This window comes from Bacillus sp. 007/AIA-02/001 (assembly GCF_004634455.1).
GTDB lineage: Bacteria > Bacillota > Bacilli > Bacillales > Bacillaceae_G > Bacillus_A > Bacillus_A cereus.
In genome coordinates this window covers 19,219-37,689 of the sequence record NZ_SEIY01000010.1, presented here as the reverse complement: position 1 = coordinate 37,689, position 18,471 = coordinate 19,219, and the positions used below count along the sequence as shown (strand labels likewise).

Here is an 18,471-nt window from a genome sequence, read left to right as displayed (position 1 = left end):
AAATAAGTCTATAAAGACTCATTAAGAGTCTTTATAGACTTATTTTCCTTACACATTAGACTTTTCTTTCTCCCAGAAAAACTCACCCGATTGAGAAATAAACTCTCCAACAGAATCTAACACTAAATCAGCAAGTGGTTCTAATGTTGGACGGTCTCCCGTACCAGATAGCACCCCAATTGCATAGCAATCGCCATTTTTGGCTAAATGTAAATCAGTTGGCGTATCTCCAACAACCGCAACCTCACATGATGCTAAATTAAATTTCTCACAAAACACTTCTATAATCTTTTTATCTGGTTTTTGCGCAGGGAATGTATCCGAGGCTATAATATAATCAAAAAAGTTCTCCAACTTATATTGTCTTAAAAATAATTCTGTTGGTGCGAAATCATCCGCCGTGACAACCCCTAATATAAATCCTTTATCTTTTAATGCCTGTAACACTTTCGGTAAATCTGCTGTCATTTTCATATGCGAACGATGCTCATACATAAGGGAAAATAACTTCTCACTTACCCAATGATGCATCTCTTCTTCTCTAGCAGACTCAATATAATTACAAAGCCCCTTCGCTACATCAAGGCTTGTTCCAGCAGCTATTGCACTCCTCGGATTAACAAATGCTCCCTCTACACCAATCTCTTCTAATAAGGTCTGCCGCATTGTACTTGGTAAATGATATAAACTTATACATTCAGCTACAAGTTCTTCAGCTACTTTTATCCATATTGAATGAAAATCCATTAATGTCCCATCTTTATCAAATAATATCGCCTTTACCTTCTCCATAGCACCCTACCTCTCATTTCTTATCTCTTCCAGTGTATCAATAAAGTATGGATGTAAAATAAAAGAATTGTAAAAATACCATAAAAATCAAACTAACTCCCAATTTACAATTTATTTTAACAAAGTAAAAAGGATGCCTTTACAGGGCATCCTCTTGATGTTCAGGAACAAATAGTTCTAAACAATGATATATATTTTCGAATTCCATCGGTGCATCTCCACCATACTCACCATCTAAATTAATCATTAGTTTATCTGGTGAATGTACTTTAATTCGGTTCGCTTGTGTATATAACACTTTTGGATTATTAATATGTTCACCACGTTGTGCTTGTGTTGCTGCTTTAATTAAATCAGCGATAGAACCTTTTTTCAGTACTAATAGGTCAAATAACCCATCGTTAATAGATGCATACGGTGCTACCTTTTCAAATCCACCTACTGAACGGGTATTCGTAATTAAAAACATCGTAATTTCTTCTTGTAGTAACTTTCCATCATACTCAATTTCAACATATGTCGGATGCAATGATGGTAACATCTCGATACCTTTTAGGTAATAAGCAAGTTGTCCTAATACTGTCTTTAACTTACTCGGTACTTCGTATGTTAATTCTGTAATACGACCGCCACCAGCGATGTTAATAAAATATGTATCGTTCGCTCTACCAAGGTCTAATGGCACTGTTTTTCCTTCGCAAATAATATCTGCTGCCTCTTCAATAGAACGAGGTACACCAATTGCACGTGCAAAGTCATTTGTCGTTCCAACTGGAATAATTCCAAATTTCGGACGGAATTCATGCCCAACTAAACCGTTTACTACTTCATTTAATGTACCGTCGCCACCAGCCGCAATAACAACATCAAACTTACGATCCGCAGCTTGCCTCGCCGCCACAGTAGCGTCTCCAGGACCCGTTGTCGCATGACAAGATGTCTCATAGCCAGCTTGTTCTAATTTTTGTAATACTTCTGGTAAGCTCTTCTTAAATAGCTCACGCCCCGAAGTAGGATTATAAATAATTCTTGCTCGCTTCATCATTTATTAGCACAGGAAATTTCTTTATGTATCGAAAAAGAACATACTGAACTTCTATTCAGTATTCCCATGCCTACCTCCTCTCATCTTGCTATCCTTCTTTTATCCCGCTCAAACAGGCAGTAAGAACCCGATTCGTGTAGTCCATCAAAAGTAAATATTCATTTCAATGGTTTTTTATTTGACTCCAAAATTTATCCCGCTATTTGCGGGCAGTAAATGCCCGATTGATGAGGGCTAATAATCAATGGTGGATGAACCTCCTACTGATTAAAGTTTCACTTTATTTCTATCCATTCTTCCATAAAAATTTACATATAACGAATAATAACTATCTATTATTTCATGAGATGAAAAAAACCTCTATGTTTAGATTTATCATTATTCCCACCTTTTTGCAACTATCATACCATAGTTGCTATACAAACATTTTTCCACTTTTGACAGTTAATCAAACGTTTGTTTAAACGATTTTGTCTCATTTAAACAAACGTTTGATTAACCTAGAAAAACACCCATGTACGGGTGTTTTTCTGCTTAATCTTTAAAAGTCACTACTATTATCGCTTATTAATCTCTTCAAGTAAGATTTTGTTAACAAGTGGTGGATTTGCTTGTCCTTTTGTAGCTTTCATAATTTGACCAACTAAGAAGCCAATTGCACGGTCTTTACCGTTTTTAAAGTCTTCGATAGATTGCTCATTATTATCAAGAATTTCTGTTACAACTTTACGAAGTGTACCCTCGTCAGAAATTTGAACAAGACCTTTCGCTTTAACGATTTCTTCTGGGTCTCCACCTTTTTCAATTAATTCGTTAAATACTTTCTTCGCGATTTTAGAAGAAATTGTACCTTTTTCAATTAATTGAACCATTTTAGATAAACCAGCAGGCGTTAATGCAACGTCTTTTAATTCTTTTTGTTGTTTGTTTAAGTATGCAAGTACTTCACCCATTAACCAGTTCGATGTTAATTTCGCATCAGCACCGTCTGCAACAGTTGCTTCAAAGAAATCAGACATCTCTTTCGTTAATGTTAACACGTGTGCATCATAAGCTGGTAAGCCTAATTCTGCAACGTAGCGAGCTTTACGTGCATCTGGAAGTTCTGGAATAGAAGCTCGAACTGCTTCTTTCCACTCATCATCGATGTAAAGTTCAACTAAGTCTGGCTCCGGGAAGTAACGGTAATCGTCAGATCCTTCTTTCACACGCATTAAGATTGTTTTCTTTGTTGCTTCATCATAACGACGTGTTTCTTGTTGGATGATGCCACCAGATAACAGTTCTTTTTCTTGGCGCACTTGCTCATGCTCAAGACCTTTTTGTACGTAAGTGAATGAGTTTAAGTTTTTCAGTTCCGCTTTTGTACCGAACTTCTCTTGTCCAACTGGACGAAGGGAAATGTTCGCATCACAACGTAAGGAACCTTCTTCCATCTTACAATCAGATACACCAGTGTATTGAATGATTGATTTTAACTTCTCTAAGTATGCATATGCTTCTTCTGGCGTACGCATATCTGGCTCAGATACGATCTCGATTAAAGGCATACCTTGACGGTTGTAGTCTACTAATGAACCATCAGCTGTATGCGTTGATTTACCAGCATCTTCTTCTAAATGAAGACGTGTAATACCGATACGTTTCTTTTTACCGTCTACTTCGATTTCAATCCAACCATTTTCACCAATTGGCTTATCAAATTGAGAGATTTGGTAAGCTTTCGGGTTATCTGGATAGAAATAGTTTTTACGGTCAAACTTCGTTTCCGTTGCGATTTCACAGTTTAATGCCATTGCAGCTTTCATTGCAAAGTTAACTGCTTCTTTATTTAAAGTAGGAAGTACCCCTGGGTATCCTAAGTCAATTACACTTGTTTGTGTATTTGGCTCCGCTCCGAATTCTGTTGGACTCGCAGAGAAAATTTTCGAATTTGTTTTTAACTCAACGTGAACCTCTAAACCAATAATTGTTTCTAAATTCATCTATGCTCGCCTCCTTACAGACTTGCTTTTTTTGTATGATAGTCTGTTGCTTGCTCAAACGCATGTGCAACGCGGTAAATTGTCGCTTCATCGAAGTGTTTACCAATGATTTGTAGACCAAGTGGCATGTTGTTAGCACCGAATCCACATGGAACAGAAATCGCTGGAACACCCGCTAAGTTTACTGGGATTGTTAAAATGTCATTTGCATACATTGTCATTGGATCATCAACTTTTTCGCCCACTTTAAATGCCGGAGTTGGCGTTGTTGGTCCAATAATAACATCATAGTTAGCAAATACATTTTCAAAGTCGTTTTTAATTAATGTACGTACTTGTTGTGCTTTCTTGTAATATGCATCATAGTAACCAGAGCTAAGCGCAAATGTACCAAGCATAATACGACGTTTAACTTCATCACCGAAACCTTCACTACGTGTGTTTTTGTAAAGATCTAATAAGTTATTTACATTATCAGAACGAACACCGTAACGCACGCCATCAAAGCGTGAAAGGTTCGCAGATGCTTCAGAAGAAGATAGTAAGTAATACGTTGCTAGAGCGTATTTAGAGTGTGGAAGCGATACTTCCTCCCAAGTTGCGCCCATACCTTCTAATACTTTTAAAGCAGCTAGTACTGACTCACGAGCTTCTTCGCCAACACCTTCGCCTAAGTATTCTTTCGGTACAGCAATGCGTAAACCTTTAACATCGCCTGTTAAACCAGCTAAATAGTTTCCAACTTCAACGTTTGCAGAAGTTGCATCCATGCGGTCAATACCTGAAATAGCTTGTAATAAGTATGCATTGTCTTCTACTGTACGTGTAATCGGTCCGATTTGGTCAAGTGAAGATGCGAATGCTACTAATCCGTAACGAGATACGCGTCCATAAGTTGGTTTTAAACCTACAACACCGCAATATGCAGCTGGCTGACGGATAGAACCACCCGTATCAGAACCTAGAGAGAATAGTACTTCTCCTGCTGCTACAGCTGCTGCAGAACCACCACTAGATCCGCCCGGAACGTAATCTAAGTTCCATGGGTTTTTCGTAGCGTAGAATCCTGAGTTTTCATTTGAAGAACCCATTGCGAACTCGTCCATGTTTAATTTACCGATTGTAATTGTGTCAGCAGCTTTTAGCTTTTGCACAACTGTCGCATCATAAATTGGATCGAAGTTTGCTAACATTTTGCTCGCACAAGTTGTACGAAGACCGTTAGTTACAATGTTATCTTTTACACCAATTGGCATACCGAATAATAAACCATTATCTTCAGCGCCGATTTTTGCATCTAATTCTTTCGCTTTTGCGCGTGCATTTTCTTCATCTAATGTAAGAAAAGCTTTTACGTTATCTTCAACATCCGCAATACGTTTGTAAGATTCTTCTACTAAATCCGTAACGGAAATTTCTTTGTTGTTTAACTTCTTATGTAACTCTGATACTGAATGATCAAATAATGACATCGAAATTCCCCTCCTCTATTCTAATACTGCTGGAACACGGATTTGATTATCTTTGTGATCCGGTGCATTTTTTAATACTTCTTCGACTGGTAAACCTTTTTCTGGTACATCTTCACGCATAACATTTTTCATAGTTAATACATGAGTTGTTGGTTTTACATCTGTTGTATCTAATTCATTTAACTGTTCTGCAAATGTAACAATTGCATCTAGTTGTTTTTGAAATTTTTCTGCTTCTTGATCAGTAATTGCAAGACGTGCTAAATGTGCTACGTGCTTTACATTCTCAACGGAAATTCTTGACACGGCTAGGCCACCTCCATAATATATCGTTCAATCTACAATACTATTGATGATACCAAATTTTCAGTACTTCAAGCAAGTCAACACAGAGTACTTACGCCATTTTTACATAAAAAAAGAAAGGCAAATGCCTTTCTTTACAATTTACTCTTTATCTAACGGTTTATTTTTCGGAAATCTCTCGTTATCTTCTTCATTATCACGAATTGTTTTTTGTAATACAAAACAAGACATCGTTAAAAATAATGTTCCAATTAAATAGTATCCTTTTACACTAAGCGTTTCATCTAACGTATAAATCCCAATTAGCATACCTGAAATCGCACAAACAAATGAAGTCCATGCTAAAAACGTGAACGCTTGCGTATTACGTCTTCTCATCGTTCTCCCCCTCGTTAGCTGCATACCCATTATAGATAAGTATATTTACCATGATGGATTTTTATGTAAATTCTCGTTTTATATTTATAAATCTATCATAAAAGAATACTATTTTAAAGAAAGTTTTCTGCCTAATCTGAAAAAACAATTAAAATCATTGACAATTATTTCTATTCTACATAAAATAAAAATAAATATTACGAACCTCGAAATATACGGGAGTGGAATTAATTGTTGCAATATGAACATTTTTTAGACTTACTGCTAGATAACGCCAAGAAACTTTTCTATCCTGAAGAATGGGTAAGCCTAGATTTAACACTTTCTAAAACAGAAGTATTTTGTTTACTTTGGATGGAACGAAATACAGATATTACAATGACGAAAATTGCTGATCTTCTTGATATACCGATGAGTACAACAACGGGCGTTGTAAATCGCCTTGTAAAAAAGGGATATATTGAACGCTACCGTGATGAAAATGACCGACGTATTGTATTAATTCGGTTAACAGAAAACGGCGTAATACTCGTTCAAGAAGTAAAACAAAATGCGGCCCATTACTTTAGCTTAGTAACAGAAGCATTATCAGAAGAAGAAAAAGCATTCTTACTACAAATCTTCCAAAAAATCATGAATCACATCGCTACGTCACAGCAAAAAACAGAAGAAAAGATTTCTACACCTAAAATGAAAAACATTCCGATTGAATAAAACCCTATCTGGGTTTTTATTCAACCATTTACTTCGACACTCGTAATATTCGACATTCGAAACAAAGGGGATATGAATGATGAGAATTATCTTGTATACAGGTAAAGGCGGCGTAGGAAAAACTAGCATTTCAGCAGCAACAGCAATTCAAAGTGCGAAACAAGGATTAAAAACATTAGTAATGAGCACAGATCCTGCTCATAGTTTAGGAGATTCATTTGGTATAAAGCTATCTTCTGAACCACTAGAAATTCGTGAAAATTTGTGGGCACAAGAAATTAATACGATTTATGAAATGGAAAAAGGCTGGGGAAAATTACAGAAATATATTACACTACTCTTCACTTCTAAAGCAGCTGATGATATTACAACAGAAGAATTAACGATGTTTCCCGGTATGGAAGATTTAATTAGCCTACTTCGCGTACTCGATTATTATAAGCAAGACACATATGATGTTATCATTATTGATTGTGCCCCTACAGGAGAAACATTAGCAATGCTAAGCTTTCCAGACATGCTCGGCTGGTGGATGGAAAAATTATTTCCTATTAAAAGAAAAGTTTTAAAAGTCGTTCGTCCTGTAGCTCAACCACTCCTTGGTGTCCCTCTTCCAACCGACGATATTATGGACGAATTAACAAGTACACTTGAACAGCTCGGAGAAATGAGAGATATTTTATCAAATCGAGAAGTAACAAGTATCCGCATCGTTGTAAATCCTGAAAAAATGGTCATTAAAGAAGCCCAGCGCAGCTTTACTTATTTGAATTTATACGATTATAACGTAGATGCCATTATGATTAACCGCGTCATCCCTAATACTGTCACCGATCCTTATTTTCAGGCATGGAAAGATACACAGAAGAAATATAAAACATTAATTAAAGATAGTTTTCAACCCCTTCCTATTTACGAAGCTCCAATGTTTGAACAAGAAGTTGTTGGTTTGTCTATGTTAGAACGTGTAGGAGATTCTTTATTTAAAACTGATCATTCCCCTACAGAAGTAAAATTTAACGGGCGCACTCAATATGTAAAAAAGGATGGCGATGAGTATATTTTCGTTCTGTCCATTCCCTTCTCAAACAAAAGTGAACTTTCCTTAAATCAAAAAGGTGATGAACTTATTATTCGAGCGGGTTCTGTTAAACGGAACATCACGTTACCAAAAACATTAACACACCTTTCTATTCAAGGAGCAAAATTTGAAGAAGATGTACTAAATATTCGGTTTGGAGGTGTAGTACATGCATGAGGAATTACTACGAAGGGTAATTCGTACAAAAGTAAAAGTCGGGATGCATATATTAGAAGAGCTACCTAATCCAATCCAACAATCAGCTAAGCAAATATTAAATATTTTACAAGAGGAACTAGCTGCTTATCTGAAAGAACGAGAGCATCATGAAGTTAATTTAAAAAATATCATAATTGAATAACCATCTCTGTATAGAGGGCCTTTTTTTAGGCTTTCTATACTTTATTGGAGTGATGTAAATTGATGAAAAAACATTCCACTACTATATTCTGGATCATTCCCTTATTATTTTTCATTCATAACCTTGAAGAAGCTTTCCAAATGCCACAATACCTTGCTAATCAATTTTCAATCCGTCTTATAACTAGCCAACAATTTTTCATCGCCATTTCCGTATTAACAATCTTTGTATTACTTATCGTCTTTCTATATCAACTTAACTTCTTGTCTTCTATATGCTGGATTATTTTTATACAAGGGGCCATCTTCTTCAACTCTGTTCAACATATTATTTTGTTTTTCATTTATCGCTCTTATAACCCCGGCGTAATATCAGCATTTTTCATTACTCTCTTTTCTATTTTCTTTTTTTTATCAAAAAAACACTTAATTCATCCAAAGCAATTCGTAATTACACTCCTTTTCAGCTTATTTTCTTATCCCATTATAATTTGGATCACCTTACTGTTCGCTAGCTACTTTCATTCATAAAAAAAGACCAGGAAAATTCCTGGTCTATCACTCTACTTAACAAACATTGGATTCTATGTTATACAAAATTGGAAGGTACAGAATTAGGGTTTGTTTGTTAAGTTTATATGTTGAACGAACTAACAGCGGAGGGGTTCCTTCTGTTAGTCCATTAAACCCAATGATTATTTTACGATTTTTTCAAGCTCATCAAGTGAAAGATCTACTGAAATGGAACCATCATTTGTTTCTTTCTTAATTGCGTCTGTTACTTCTTTTGAATGATATAGTTCAATTACTTTTTTCAATGTTGGATCATCTTTATCTTTCTTACGAGCTGCAAAAATATTAATATATGGCTTTGCATTTTCATTCTTTGGATCTTCTAAGAAAATAGGATCCTTCGCTGGATCTAATCCAGCTTGACCAGCAACACCGTTATTAATAACTGATGCCGCTACATCTTTTAACACACGAGGTGTTTGCTGTGCGATAACCGGTGTAATTTTTAATTTCTTCGGATTTTCAGCAATACCACTTGGATCTCCAAATAGACCAAAGTCTTTTTTAAGCTTTAATAATCCAGCTGCATCAAGAAGTTTTAATGCCCGTGCTTGGTTCGTTGGATCGTTTGGAATTGCAATTTCTGAACCATCTGGGATTTCATTTGCTTTCTTATATTTTTCAGAGTATAAACCCATTGGCGCAATTTGCGTTGTACCAACAGCTGTAATATCTAACTTATGCTCTTTTTTAAATTGCTCTAAGAAAGCAATATGCTGGAATGAGTTTAATTCAATATCTCCATCAGCTAACGCTTTATTTGGCGTTGTGTAATCAGAGAACTCGACCAGTTTAATCTTAATCCCTTCTTTTTCAGCTTTTTTCTTCAAAATTTCCCAAGCGTCTCCATCCGTTCCAGTTACACCGACGCGAACTACTTTTTCTTTCGCTCCTGCACCCGTGTCTCCACTTGAGCAGCCGCTTAATGCTGAGACTCCTACAATCGCTGATAATGCAAATGCTAAAATTTTCTTCATTTTCTTTTCCTCTCTTCCTTTTTATGATCTGCGTAACAAGACTTTCGCAAAGTAGTTTCCTAAATTTTGAGCTATCTGTACGAGAATGATAAGTAACACGACCGTTACGAACATAACTGATGTATCAAAACGTTGATAACCATATGTCATTGCCAAGTCACCAAGACCGCCACCACCGACAAGCCCAGCAACTGCAGAGAATTCAATTAAACCAACTGTCATAAATGTGACACCTAAGATTAATGGTGCTAACGCTTCTGGTACAAGGATTTCAAAAACAATTCTAATTGGTGAGGCGCCCATTGCTTGCGCTGCTTCAATTACTCCTTTCGGAACGGAAACAAGGTTTGTTTCAACCATTCTAGCAATACCAATTGATGCGACTAACGTCATCGGGAAAATTGCCGCTGCTGTTCCAATCGTCGTTCCGATAACACTTCTTGTTAGTGGACTTAAGGCTACTAAAAAGATAATGAATGGTACCGGACGAATTGTATTAATTATGATGTTAAGAATAGAAAAGACCCATTTATTTTCTAAAAAGTTTCCTTTTCTCGTTACATATAAAAGTAAACCTAGAGGTATACCCAGAATTGTAGCGAATATAAGGGTTACAATTACCATTAAGAGGGTATCCCCCGTCGCATCTAGTATGCGCGGCCAAAATATACTCCAATCAACTCGCATGAGCTTCTACCTCCTTCAGCTGCACTTGCAGTCTTAGATGTTGTAATGCTTTTTGAATTTCCCTCTGCTCACCTTGCAACTCTACAAGAAGATTTCCAAATAGCACATTTTGAAGTTCAATAATATTTCCGTACAGTACATTTACATCGACGTTATAGTTTTTTGCGATATATGATAGTACCGGCTGTCCTGTCTCCTCACCAGTAAATGTTAGACGATAAATTTGACCACCATTTTGAATTTTCGCTAGAACACTTTCCGGTAAATGATCATTAATGACAGAACGTACAAAGTTTTGAGTCGTCTTTGTTTTTGGTTGCGTGAAAACATCAAACAGTTTTCCTTCTTCAATAACCTTCCCCTTCTCCATTACAGCTACACGGTGACAAATTTCTTTCACAACATGCATTTCATGTGTAATAAGAAGAATTGTTAAATTGTATTCTCGATTTACTTTCTTTAATAAGTTTAGAATTTCTGTCGTCGTTTCTGGATCTAAGGCTGATGTTGCCTCATCACATATAAGAATATCTGGCGATGTCGCAAGTGCTCTAGCAATGCCCACACGCTGCTTTTGCCCACCTGATAGCTGCTCTGGATAATAGTTTGCTTTATCTTCTAACCCTACAAACTTCAGCAGTTCATTTACTCTTTCTTTTATCTCATTCTTTGGTACTTTCGCTAACTTTAATGGATAAGCAATATTTCCAAATACTGTTCTTGAATTAAATAAATTAAAACTTTGAAAAATCATTCCGATTCTTTGTCTTAGTTTACGCAATTCTTTCGTCGATAATGATGTAATATCTTTATCATCTATTGAAATCGTTCCTGCCGTCGGTCTCTCTAACATATTTACTAAGCGTAATAACGTACTCTTTCCAGCGCCACTAAAACCGATAATGCCAAAAATTTCGCCTTTCTCAACTGATAATGTTACATCCTCCACCGCATGAACAGATTGGCCAGCTGATTCATACACTTTACTTACATTGGTAAAAGAAATCATTTTTTTCCCTCCTATATGCTGTAAAAACTTGAAGCAGAGCTTTCGAGGTAAAATAAAAAGTGCCCTCCTTCTTATCAACCATAAAGATAAGAAGGAGAGCACTTATATGTACTCGTTCACATCTTCTCATCTTCCAAGCCTTTATATGGCTTGCTGGAGTTAGCACGGTATTAAAAAACCCGTTGCTGAGGTATCGTAGGGCCAGTCCCTCCACCTCTCTGGATAAGAATGTATCGATTTAATTGTCGTTTAATTAATTCTCATTATAGAACTCAGAATAATAAGAGTCAATACATTTTTTAGAAAAATATTAATTATTCCTTTATTAAAATTTTCAGATGAATATTCATCTGAAAAATAGTAACTTTCAAGGTTATTTAAAATTCTTCTTCCTCATATTTTTAAACAGGAGAATCCTCTCTACGAATTGAATAAATTTATTTGAATATGAAACTCGGAGGAAGATAAATATATGAAAACAGCTCTTTTACTCGTCGATATTCAAAACGATTATTTTCCAAATGGAAAGATGGAATTGCGTAATCCAGTAGGAGCAAGCGAATATGCTAATCAGTTATTACAACACTTTAGAACAAACAGCGAACCTATTTTTCATATCCAACACGTAGCTATAAAAGATGACGCTACTTTTTTCCTACCTAATACAGAAGGTGTACATATTCACGAAAGCGTACGTCCACTTAGAGAAGAAACAGTTATAGTCAAACATTATCCAAATAGCTTCCGAGAAACTAATCTTCTAGAGCAATTAAAACGTTTTAATATTGAACATGTCGTTGTATGCGGGATGATGACTCATATGTGTATCGATGCAACAGTAAGGGCTGCATTCGATTTTGGCTTTCAATGTACCGTTATACATGACGCTTGTGCTACAAAAGACCTTTCTTTTAAGAACGCTACTATACCAGCTGTTTATATTCACAATACAATTTTAGCTAGTTTAAATGGCGTATATGCAAATGTAATAAGCACGCAAGAATTTTTAGCTACATAAAAAAACACTCCTTTCAGTGAGCAAAACCGAAAGGAGTGTTCCTTGTCGAACCATAGATTTTCTTTCAAATTGTATTATACAGGAAATTCTCAAAATGAATACTAAAAAATATGACTAATAAGTCAACTTTTCTCATTATTTTATTTCTGTTTACATGTTTATCCCGCTATTAATAGGTTTTAGCTCATTCTCTTCGAACGACGGTAATATATGGGGTTTCAATTTTAAAAGGAGCTCTTCACATTCTGTGAAGAGCTCCTCTACTATTTCTTATAAAGTTTCAGAAGTAGTTTTTGCTTGCATGTGAAGTGCTAAATAATCAGGTCCACCAGCTTTAGAGTCTGTACCAGACATGTTAAAGCCACCGAATGGCTGGTAACCTACGATTGCACCAGTACATCCACGGTTGAAGTATAAGTTACCAACGTGGAAGTCTTCGCGTGCTTTTTCAATATGGTCACGGTTGTTAGTAATAACAGCACCTGTTAAACCGTATTCCGTATTGTTTGCAATTGCAAGTGCATGATCGAAGTCTTTCGCTTTACAGAATGCTACTACTGGTCCGAAGATTTCTTCTTTCATTAAGCGAGCATCTTCTGCAACGTCAGCAACGATTGTTGGTTGGATGAACCAGCCTTTAGAATCGTCTCCTTCGCCACCTGCTAAGATTCTACCTTCTTCTTTACCAATTGCAACATAGCTCATTACTTTATCAAATGCAGCTTGGTCATTAACAGGACCCATGTTTGTACCTAATACTGCTGGGTTAGCAACTGTTAATTCTTTTGTTAATTCAACAGCACGATTTAATACGTGATCGTATACATCTTCATGGATTACTGCACGAGAACATGCAGAACATTTTTGTCCTGAGAATCCGAATGCTGATGCAACGATAGACTTAGCTGCTAATTCAAGATCTGCTTCTTTATCAACAACGATTGTGTCTTTACCGCCCATTTCAGCGATAACGCGTTTTAACCAAATTTGTCCTGGGTTTACTTTCGCTGCACGCTCATAGATGCGGATACCTACATCACGAGATCCCGTGAAGCTTACGAAACGTGTACGAGGATGATCTACTAAGTAGTCACCAACTTCAGAACCGTTACCTGGAACGAAGTTTACTACGCCAGCTGGTAAGCCAGCTTCTTCTAATACTTCCATAAATTTCGCTGCTACTACAGGAGTTGTACTAGCTGGTTTTAGTAATACTGTGTTACCAGAAACTAAAGCAGCTGTTGTCATACCTGCCATAATTGCGAATGGGAAGTTCCAAGGAGAAATGATAACACCTACTCCTAATGGAATGTAAGAGAAACGATTATATTCAATTGGACGGCTTTCTACTGGAATACCGTCTTTTAATTTTAACATTTGACGACCATAATATTCCATAAAGTCGATTGCTTCTGCTGTATCAGCATCTGCCTCATTCCATGGCTTACCTGCTTCTTTTACAAGAATAGCAGAGAATTCATGTTTTCTGCGACGAACGATTGCTGCAGCACGGAATAAAATGTCTGCACGCATTTCTGGCTTTGATTTTCTCCAAGTTTGGAATGTTTCATCCGCTACTTGCATTGCTTTTTCAGCTAACTCACGGCTTGCTTTTGAAACACGACCAACAAGTTCCTCTTTATTTGCAGGGTTTACAGAAACAATTTTGTCCTCTGTAGTGATTTTTTCTCCCCCGATAATTAATGGATAGTCTTGTCCAAGATAAGATTCTACTTTCTTTAAACCTTCTTCAAACGCTAATTTGTTAGCCTCCACTGAAAAATCTGTAAATGGCTCATGTTTGTATGCTACTACCATTTTTTTAGCCTCCCCTTAGAAAAACGTTTACATTTTACAACATTATTCTACACGATAATTTAGATTTATTCAAATATTCCTAGACTTATATTTTAAAAATTAATAAATTTTTAAAATATAATAAAAAAAGAGATTCATACATGCGTATGAATCTACAAAATATGAGTATATTCCAAAACATTTTTCCCGATCAATAATATAGTAACTAATAAAAATAAAGTCCTTACATATCCAACACCTTTTTGAACCGCAAACTTCGATCCAAAATAAGCACCTAAGATCATTGATAATCCCATGATAATACCGTATTCAAAATGAATTATGTCTAAGAATAAAAAAGTAATTAAAGATACAATATTACTAACAAAGTTCAAAAGTTTTCCAGATGCTGCCGCTTGAATAAAATCCAAGCCAATTAATAAAAATGCAAAAATTAAAAACGACCCTGTCCCTGGTCCAAAAAACCCATCATAAAATCCTATCATTAAAATAGCAAAGAAAAATATTAATGTTTTTCTTTGCGTCATCTTCTTATAGGTAGACACACTTCCCCAATTCTTTTTTGCAATAATATAAATAGCAATAAATACCAACATTACAAGTACTAATGGGCGTAAAATATCCGATGGAATAAATTTTACTACTAAAGCACCTGCAACAGCTCCAACAATAGTTAACGGGATTAACTTTCCTACAATTTTAAAATCAACTTTTCCTGATCGAATGAAATACATCGCACTCGTAAACGTCCCCATTGTTGCCGCTAATTTATTCGTTGCAATTGCCGAAGCTGGCGATAGGCCAACAAACATAAGTGCAGGAAGTGAAATTAACCCTCCTCCTCCAACAACGGAATCAATAAAAGCTGCTAAAAACCCGAATGCAATTAATAAAATAATGACTTGAAAACTTAATTCTTCCATGAGCTTTACCCCTCACCCCTATTTTTTACAACATTTTAAATTATAACAAAATTACATAAGAAAAAAAGCTGTTCCATAGAGGAACAGCCTTCATATTTAATCTAAAATTTTCACAAGTGGTTCATCTTGTTTTGCTTCACGTATAATAATAGCTTCTGGGCGTTCTACAGATTTAATCGTTACTTGTACTTTCATATAATTCGGGAAGTATTCCATAACAAGCCCTGCCACATATTGTGTAAAACCAACTATTTCAGCTTTTCCATTAAACTGGACAGGAATATCAAGCTTCATTTCTCTTAATTCATCATCTCTATACATACCAGTACCAATAACAGCTGTATAGTCGCCTTGGAAATAATCGCTTAGTTTTGCCTTAAAGTTGGATACTCTTGCAAGATCTTCACGTTTATTATCTGTTTTCGCTTGCTCTGATGGGAACAAATAATATTTTTCATTAATTTGTTTCCAATCTTCAACCGTTTCACTACCTTTTTCGACATTTGCATAAGAAACAAAATTACCTGGCACGAGCGAAGACTTTGGAGCTTGGCGATAAATCGCAAATGTTATCGGAATATTTTTTGTTTCAGGTTCTTTTTGATGTATGACTTTCAAAATTTCTTGCGCCATTTTTTTCCCTTCAGCTAACATCTTTTCATCTGGGATTGCAGCTTCACGTGGGTAACCATGCTCTTCGTTAAAATATTGAACAGAATTCATCGCTAATCCAACTACCATACCAACACGTTCCTCGCCGTTATCGCCTTTTTTCACATAATAATCATGCTCTAAAATATTTGAAATATATATTGGATTTTTTTTATTTTTCACTTCTAGTGATTCGGATCCTGTTCCTAATGCAGGATTTAATCCTATATTTGGAAATTTAACTGCATCTTTTTTTAATTTTTCCTCTAGTTCCTTTTGTTCAGCATCTGTACGTTTTCTTTTAACAAGCATCTGTATAGTTTGAGTATCTAGAGCTTTTCCGCCTTTTAAAAAATTATCTTTCGTACTAAATGATTCTTTTGCAATTCGCATTAATCCTGTTTCAAATTCATCTATATCAAGGCGACTATTTAACCCTTGCACCACTAAACCACGTGCCTTTCCACCATCAAATGGAATAGTCGTCTTATAATATTCATCCGAAATAGCGTATTTTGGAACAACTGATTGTTCTTTTGCTTTCCCCGATTTCCCAGCCACTTTTTCATCTTTGTCGGCACCTGCACTACACCCACTTACAAGTAGGCCAAGGCTTAATACCGCTAATGCTATTTTTTTCATGGTAAGTTTGCACCTCTTACTTATTTAGCTCTTGTAAGAACCTCTCTTCATTCCAAACCTCAACATTATGTTTCTCCGCTTGTGCTAATTTCGAACCAGCTGCTTCACCTGCAACAACTAAATCCGTACTCTTACTAACACTTCCTGTTACTTTTCCACCTAATGCCTCAATCTTCTTCTTCGCTTCACTTCGTCCCATAACTTCTAGCTTACCTGTTAAAACAACCGTTTTTCCTGCGAAGTAAGATTCAACATTTTGTAAATCTGCAATTTTTATACCTTTGTATGTCATATTCACGCCATACTCTTTAAACTGCTGTAATAACTCTAATACATCTTCATTATCAAAATATGTCACAACAGATTGAGCCATTTTTTCGCCAATTTCATTAATTGCTTTTAGTTCTTCTTCCGTTGCTTTTACAAGCTCATCCATCGTTTCAAAGTGCTCTGCAAATGTACGTGCTGCTTTCGCTCCAACGTGGCGAATTCCAAGACCAAATAATAATCGCTCTAACGAGTTTTCTTTAGAATTTTCAATTGCTTGTATTAAGTTTGTTGCTGATTTTTCACCAAAACGTTCTAACTGTAATAATTGCTCTTTCGTCAATGCATATAAATCAGCAAATGTACGAATGTAATCAGCATCAAAGAGTTGTGTAATGACACGTTCTCCAAGTCCATCAATATTCATTGCATTTCTTGAAACGAAATGGATTAACCCTTCTCGAATTTGAGCAGGACAAGTTGGATTTATACAACGAAGTGCTACTTCTTCTTCTAAACGAACAAGTTCACTCTCACATGCTGGACAATGAGGTGGCATGCGGTATTCTTCTTCCTCACCAGTACGCTTATCAAAAATAACGTTCACAACTTCAGGAATAATATCTCCAGCCTTCTTCACAACAACGTAGTCACCAATTCGAATGTCTTTTTCACGAATTAAATCTTCGTTATGTAAAGAAGCACGACGAACAATCGTACCAGCAACTCTCACTGGCTCTAGTTCTGCAGTCGGTGTTACAACCCCTGTTCGGCCAACACTTAATTCAATGCCTGTTAATCTCGTTACAACTTCTTCAGCCGGAAATTTATAAGCAATCGCCCACCTTGGACTCTTCGCTGTAGTTCCTAGACTTTCTTGAAGAGCAACATCATCTACTTTTATAACGATTCCATCAATCTCATAATCAAGATGCGGACGTTTTTCTTGCCATTCTTCTACATAAGCTATAACTTCTTCAATTGTTTCACATGTACGGCGATTTGGATTTGTCTTAAATCCAAGTTCACCTAAGAAATCCAGCGATTCACTATGTGATGAAATTGTTTTTTCTTCTACATTCGCAAGACCATACACAAACATAGATAAGTTACGCTTCGCTGCAATTTTCGGATCAAGTTGACGTATTGAACCTGCTGCTGCATTACGCGGATTCGCAAATACATCTTCTCCATTTTGCTCTTTTTCTTCATTTAGTTTAACGAATGAACGCTTCGGCATATAAGCTTCGCCTCTTGCTTCTAACGTTACTTCTTCATTTAAACGAAGTGGGATAGCTTTAATCGTTTTTAAATTTTGAGTAATATCTTCACCCGTTACACCATCACCACGTGTCGCCCCTTGAATGAAGCGTCCTTTTTCATAATGAAGCGAAACGGCAAGCCCGTCAATTTTTAATTCACATATATATCTTACATTCGCACCATCAATTCCTTGACGTACTCTTCTGTCGAAATCACGTAAATCTCCTTCGTTAAATGCATTTCCTAAACTTAACATTGGTGACTTATGTGTTACTTTTTCAAATATATCAAGAACAGTCCCCCCAACGCGAACGGAGGGAGAATCTTCACTCATAAACTCTGGGTTCTCTGCTTCTAATTTTATAAGCTCCTGCATATTACGGTCATATTCCGCATCAGAAACAGAAGGATTGTCTAATACGTGATATTGATAGTTAAATGTATTTAACAAGTCACGTAATTCTTCTATACGTTTTTTTACTATCTCTTTTGACATATCCTCATTCCTTT

At 36.1% G+C, this 18,471-nt stretch carries 18 protein-coding genes and 1 riboswitch; of the genes, 5 read left to right on the top strand and 13 right to left on the bottom strand.

Annotated elements, in window-relative coordinates:
- Positions 1 to 48: 48 nt before the first annotated feature.
- The 6 genes from ES895_RS18785 to ES895_RS18760 all read right to left on the bottom strand — a co-directional run bounded on the left by ES895_RS18785 (position 49) and on the right by ES895_RS18760 (position 5,978).
- The gene (locus ES895_RS18785; protein WP_000416668.1) at positions 49 to 792 is read right to left on the bottom strand and encodes an HAD family hydrolase; all 744 of its coding nucleotides are present in this window, start codon (positions 790 to 792) and stop codon (positions 49 to 51) included.
- A gap of 139 nt (positions 793 to 931) precedes the next feature.
- Positions 932 to 1,837 carry a diacylglycerol kinase gene (locus tag ES895_RS18780; protein ID WP_000977679.1) on the bottom strand — a complete coding sequence of 302 codons (906 nt, stop codon included), beginning with the start codon at positions 1,835 to 1,837 and terminating at the stop codon, positions 932 to 934.
- Between the two features lie 557 nt (positions 1,838 to 2,394).
- Positions 2,395 to 3,822, bottom strand: coding sequence for an Asp-tRNA(Asn)/Glu-tRNA(Gln) amidotransferase subunit GatB (gatB, locus tag ES895_RS18775; protein WP_001047685.1), 1,428 nt, complete (start codon positions 3,820 to 3,822; stop codon positions 2,395 to 2,397).
- A gap of 14 nt (positions 3,823 to 3,836) precedes the next feature.
- On the bottom strand, positions 3,837 to 5,294 hold the full coding sequence (gene gatA, locus ES895_RS18770; RefSeq protein WP_000051441.1) for an Asp-tRNA(Asn)/Glu-tRNA(Gln) amidotransferase subunit GatA: 1,458 nt from the start codon (positions 5,292 to 5,294) through the stop codon (positions 3,837 to 3,839).
- A gap of 15 nt (positions 5,295 to 5,309) precedes the next feature.
- Positions 5,310 to 5,600, bottom strand: coding sequence for an Asp-tRNA(Asn)/Glu-tRNA(Gln) amidotransferase subunit GatC (gene gatC, locus ES895_RS18765; RefSeq protein WP_000086999.1), 291 nt, complete (start codon positions 5,598 to 5,600; stop codon positions 5,310 to 5,312).
- Positions 5,601 to 5,741: 141 nt separating this feature from the next.
- Positions 5,742 to 5,978, bottom strand: coding sequence for a YiaA/YiaB family inner membrane protein (locus tag ES895_RS18760; RefSeq protein WP_001254391.1), 237 nt, complete (start codon positions 5,976 to 5,978; stop codon positions 5,742 to 5,744).
- A 231-nt stretch (positions 5,979 to 6,209) separates the two neighbouring features.
- Here ES895_RS18760 and ES895_RS18755 point away from each other — a divergent pair, with 231 nt between their 5' ends.
- The 4 genes from ES895_RS18755 to ES895_RS18740 all read left to right on the top strand — a co-directional run bounded on the left by ES895_RS18755 (position 6,210) and on the right by ES895_RS18740 (position 8,664).
- Positions 6,210 to 6,692: a MarR family winged helix-turn-helix transcriptional regulator gene (locus ES895_RS18755; RefSeq protein ID WP_000942472.1), complete on the top strand. Its 483-nt coding sequence runs from the start codon at positions 6,210 to 6,212 to the stop codon at positions 6,690 to 6,692.
- A 76-nt stretch (positions 6,693 to 6,768) separates the two neighbouring features.
- The gene (locus ES895_RS18750) at positions 6,769 to 7,950 is read left to right on the top strand and encodes an ArsA family ATPase (RefSeq protein WP_002100673.1); all 1,182 of its coding nucleotides are present in this window, start codon (positions 6,769 to 6,771) and stop codon (positions 7,948 to 7,950) included.
- Positions 7,943 to 8,134, top strand: a complete 192-nt coding sequence (locus tag ES895_RS18745) for a DUF3926 domain-containing protein (protein WP_000544105.1) — start codon at positions 7,943 to 7,945, stop codon at positions 8,132 to 8,134. The genes ES895_RS18750 and ES895_RS18745 overlap by 8 nt, the downstream gene beginning before the upstream one ends.
- A gap of 62 nt (positions 8,135 to 8,196) precedes the next feature.
- Positions 8,197 to 8,664 carry an HXXEE domain-containing protein gene (locus ES895_RS18740; protein ID WP_001986283.1) on the top strand — a complete coding sequence of 156 codons (468 nt, stop codon included), beginning with the start codon at positions 8,197 to 8,199 and terminating at the stop codon, positions 8,662 to 8,664.
- A gap of 164 nt (positions 8,665 to 8,828) precedes the next feature.
- Here the strand turns inward: ES895_RS18740 and ES895_RS18735 are convergent, their stop codons facing one another.
- The 3 genes from ES895_RS18735 to ES895_RS18725 are packed head-to-tail and all read right to left on the bottom strand — an operon-like array spanning position 8,829 to position 11,379.
- A complete protein-coding gene (locus ES895_RS18735; RefSeq protein ID WP_000721594.1) occupies positions 8,829 to 9,683 on the bottom strand; it encodes a MetQ/NlpA family ABC transporter substrate-binding protein in 855 nt (284 codons plus the stop codon).
- Positions 9,684 to 9,704: 21 nt separating this feature from the next.
- The gene (locus ES895_RS18730) at positions 9,705 to 10,370 is read right to left on the bottom strand and encodes a methionine ABC transporter permease (protein WP_001261865.1); all 666 of its coding nucleotides are present in this window, start codon (positions 10,368 to 10,370) and stop codon (positions 9,705 to 9,707) included.
- Positions 10,360 to 11,379, bottom strand: a complete 1,020-nt coding sequence (locus ES895_RS18725) for a methionine ABC transporter ATP-binding protein (RefSeq protein WP_000623013.1) — start codon at positions 11,377 to 11,379, stop codon at positions 10,360 to 10,362. Before ES895_RS18725 ends, ES895_RS18730 begins: the two co-directional genes overlap by 11 nt.
- Positions 11,380 to 11,502: 123 nt before the next feature.
- Positions 11,503 to 11,608, bottom strand: a riboswitch (SAM riboswitch).
- Positions 11,609 to 11,851: 243 nt separating this feature from the next.
- Between ES895_RS18725 and ES895_RS18715 the strand changes: the two genes are divergently transcribed.
- Positions 11,852 to 12,397 carry a cysteine hydrolase family protein gene (locus ES895_RS18715; protein WP_135238554.1) on the top strand — a complete coding sequence of 182 codons (546 nt, stop codon included), beginning with the start codon at positions 11,852 to 11,854 and terminating at the stop codon, positions 12,395 to 12,397.
- Positions 12,398 to 12,667: 270 nt separating this feature from the next.
- Here the strand turns inward: ES895_RS18715 and pruA are convergent, their stop codons facing one another.
- The 4 genes from pruA to ligA all read right to left on the bottom strand — a co-directional run bounded on the left by pruA (position 12,668) and on the right by ligA (position 18,457).
- The gene (pruA, locus tag ES895_RS18710) at positions 12,668 to 14,215 is read right to left on the bottom strand and encodes an L-glutamate gamma-semialdehyde dehydrogenase (RefSeq protein WP_000259555.1); all 1,548 of its coding nucleotides are present in this window, start codon (positions 14,213 to 14,215) and stop codon (positions 12,668 to 12,670) included.
- Positions 14,216 to 14,367: 152 nt separating this feature from the next.
- Complete coding sequence (locus ES895_RS18705; RefSeq protein WP_000391975.1) at positions 14,368 to 15,138, bottom strand: TSUP family transporter; 771 nt, start codon at positions 15,136 to 15,138, stop codon at positions 14,368 to 14,370.
- Between the two features lie 96 nt (positions 15,139 to 15,234).
- Positions 15,235 to 16,431 carry a CamS family sex pheromone protein gene (locus tag ES895_RS18700; protein ID WP_000717034.1) on the bottom strand — a complete coding sequence of 399 codons (1,197 nt, stop codon included), beginning with the start codon at positions 16,429 to 16,431 and terminating at the stop codon, positions 15,235 to 15,237.
- Between the two features lie 16 nt (positions 16,432 to 16,447).
- Complete coding sequence (ligA, locus tag ES895_RS18695) at positions 16,448 to 18,457, bottom strand: NAD-dependent DNA ligase LigA (protein ID WP_098683002.1); 2,010 nt, start codon at positions 18,455 to 18,457, stop codon at positions 16,448 to 16,450.
- Between the last annotated feature and the right edge of the window lie 14 nt (positions 18,458 to 18,471).

What these genes read in the sequence shown, in the direction of transcription:
- ES895_RS18785 (WP_000416668.1), bottom strand. Translation starts at nt 792, where the DNA reads ATGGAGAAGGTAAAGGCGATATTATTTGATAAAGATGGGACATTAATG.
- ES895_RS18780 (WP_000977679.1), bottom strand. Translation starts at nt 1,837, where the DNA reads ATGATGAAGCGAGCAAGAATTATTTATAATCCTACTTCGGGGCGTGAG.
- gatB (WP_001047685.1), bottom strand. Translation starts at nt 3,822, where the DNA reads ATGAATTTAGAAACAATTATTGGTTTAGAGGTTCACGTTGAGTTAAAA.
- gatA (WP_000051441.1), bottom strand. Translation starts at nt 5,294, where the DNA reads ATGTCATTATTTGATCATTCAGTATCAGAGTTACATAAGAAGTTAAAC.
- ES895_RS18760 (WP_001254391.1), bottom strand. Translation starts at nt 5,978, where the DNA reads ATGAGAAGACGTAATACGCAAGCGTTCACGTTTTTAGCATGGACTTCA.
- ES895_RS18750 (WP_002100673.1), top strand. Translation starts at nt 6,769, where the DNA reads ATGATGAGAATTATCTTGTATACAGGTAAAGGCGGCGTAGGAAAAACT.
- ES895_RS18745 (WP_000544105.1), top strand. Translation starts at nt 7,943, where the DNA reads ATGCATGAGGAATTACTACGAAGGGTAATTCGTACAAAAGTAAAAGTC.
- ES895_RS18740 (WP_001986283.1), top strand. Translation starts at nt 8,197, where the DNA reads ATGAAAAAACATTCCACTACTATATTCTGGATCATTCCCTTATTATTT.
- ES895_RS18735 (WP_000721594.1), bottom strand. Translation starts at nt 9,683, where the DNA reads ATGAAGAAAATTTTAGCATTTGCATTATCAGCGATTGTAGGAGTCTCA.
- ES895_RS18730 (WP_001261865.1), bottom strand. Translation starts at nt 10,370, where the DNA reads ATGCGAGTTGATTGGAGTATATTTTGGCCGCGCATACTAGATGCGACG.
- ES895_RS18725 (WP_000623013.1), bottom strand. Translation starts at nt 11,379, where the DNA reads ATGATTTCTTTTACCAATGTAAGTAAAGTGTATGAATCAGCTGGCCAA.
- ES895_RS18715 (WP_135238554.1), top strand. Translation starts at nt 11,852, where the DNA reads ATGAAAACAGCTCTTTTACTCGTCGATATTCAAAACGATTATTTTCCA.
- pruA (WP_000259555.1), bottom strand. Translation starts at nt 14,215, where the DNA reads ATGGTAGTAGCATACAAACATGAGCCATTTACAGATTTTTCAGTGGAG.
- ES895_RS18705 (WP_000391975.1), bottom strand. Translation starts at nt 15,138, where the DNA reads ATGGAAGAATTAAGTTTTCAAGTCATTATTTTATTAATTGCATTCGGG.
- ES895_RS18700 (WP_000717034.1), bottom strand. Translation starts at nt 16,431, where the DNA reads ATGAAAAAAATAGCATTAGCGGTATTAAGCCTTGGCCTACTTGTAAGT.
- ligA (WP_098683002.1), bottom strand. Translation starts at nt 18,457, where the DNA reads ATGTCAAAAGAGATAGTAAAAAAACGTATAGAAGAATTACGTGACTTG.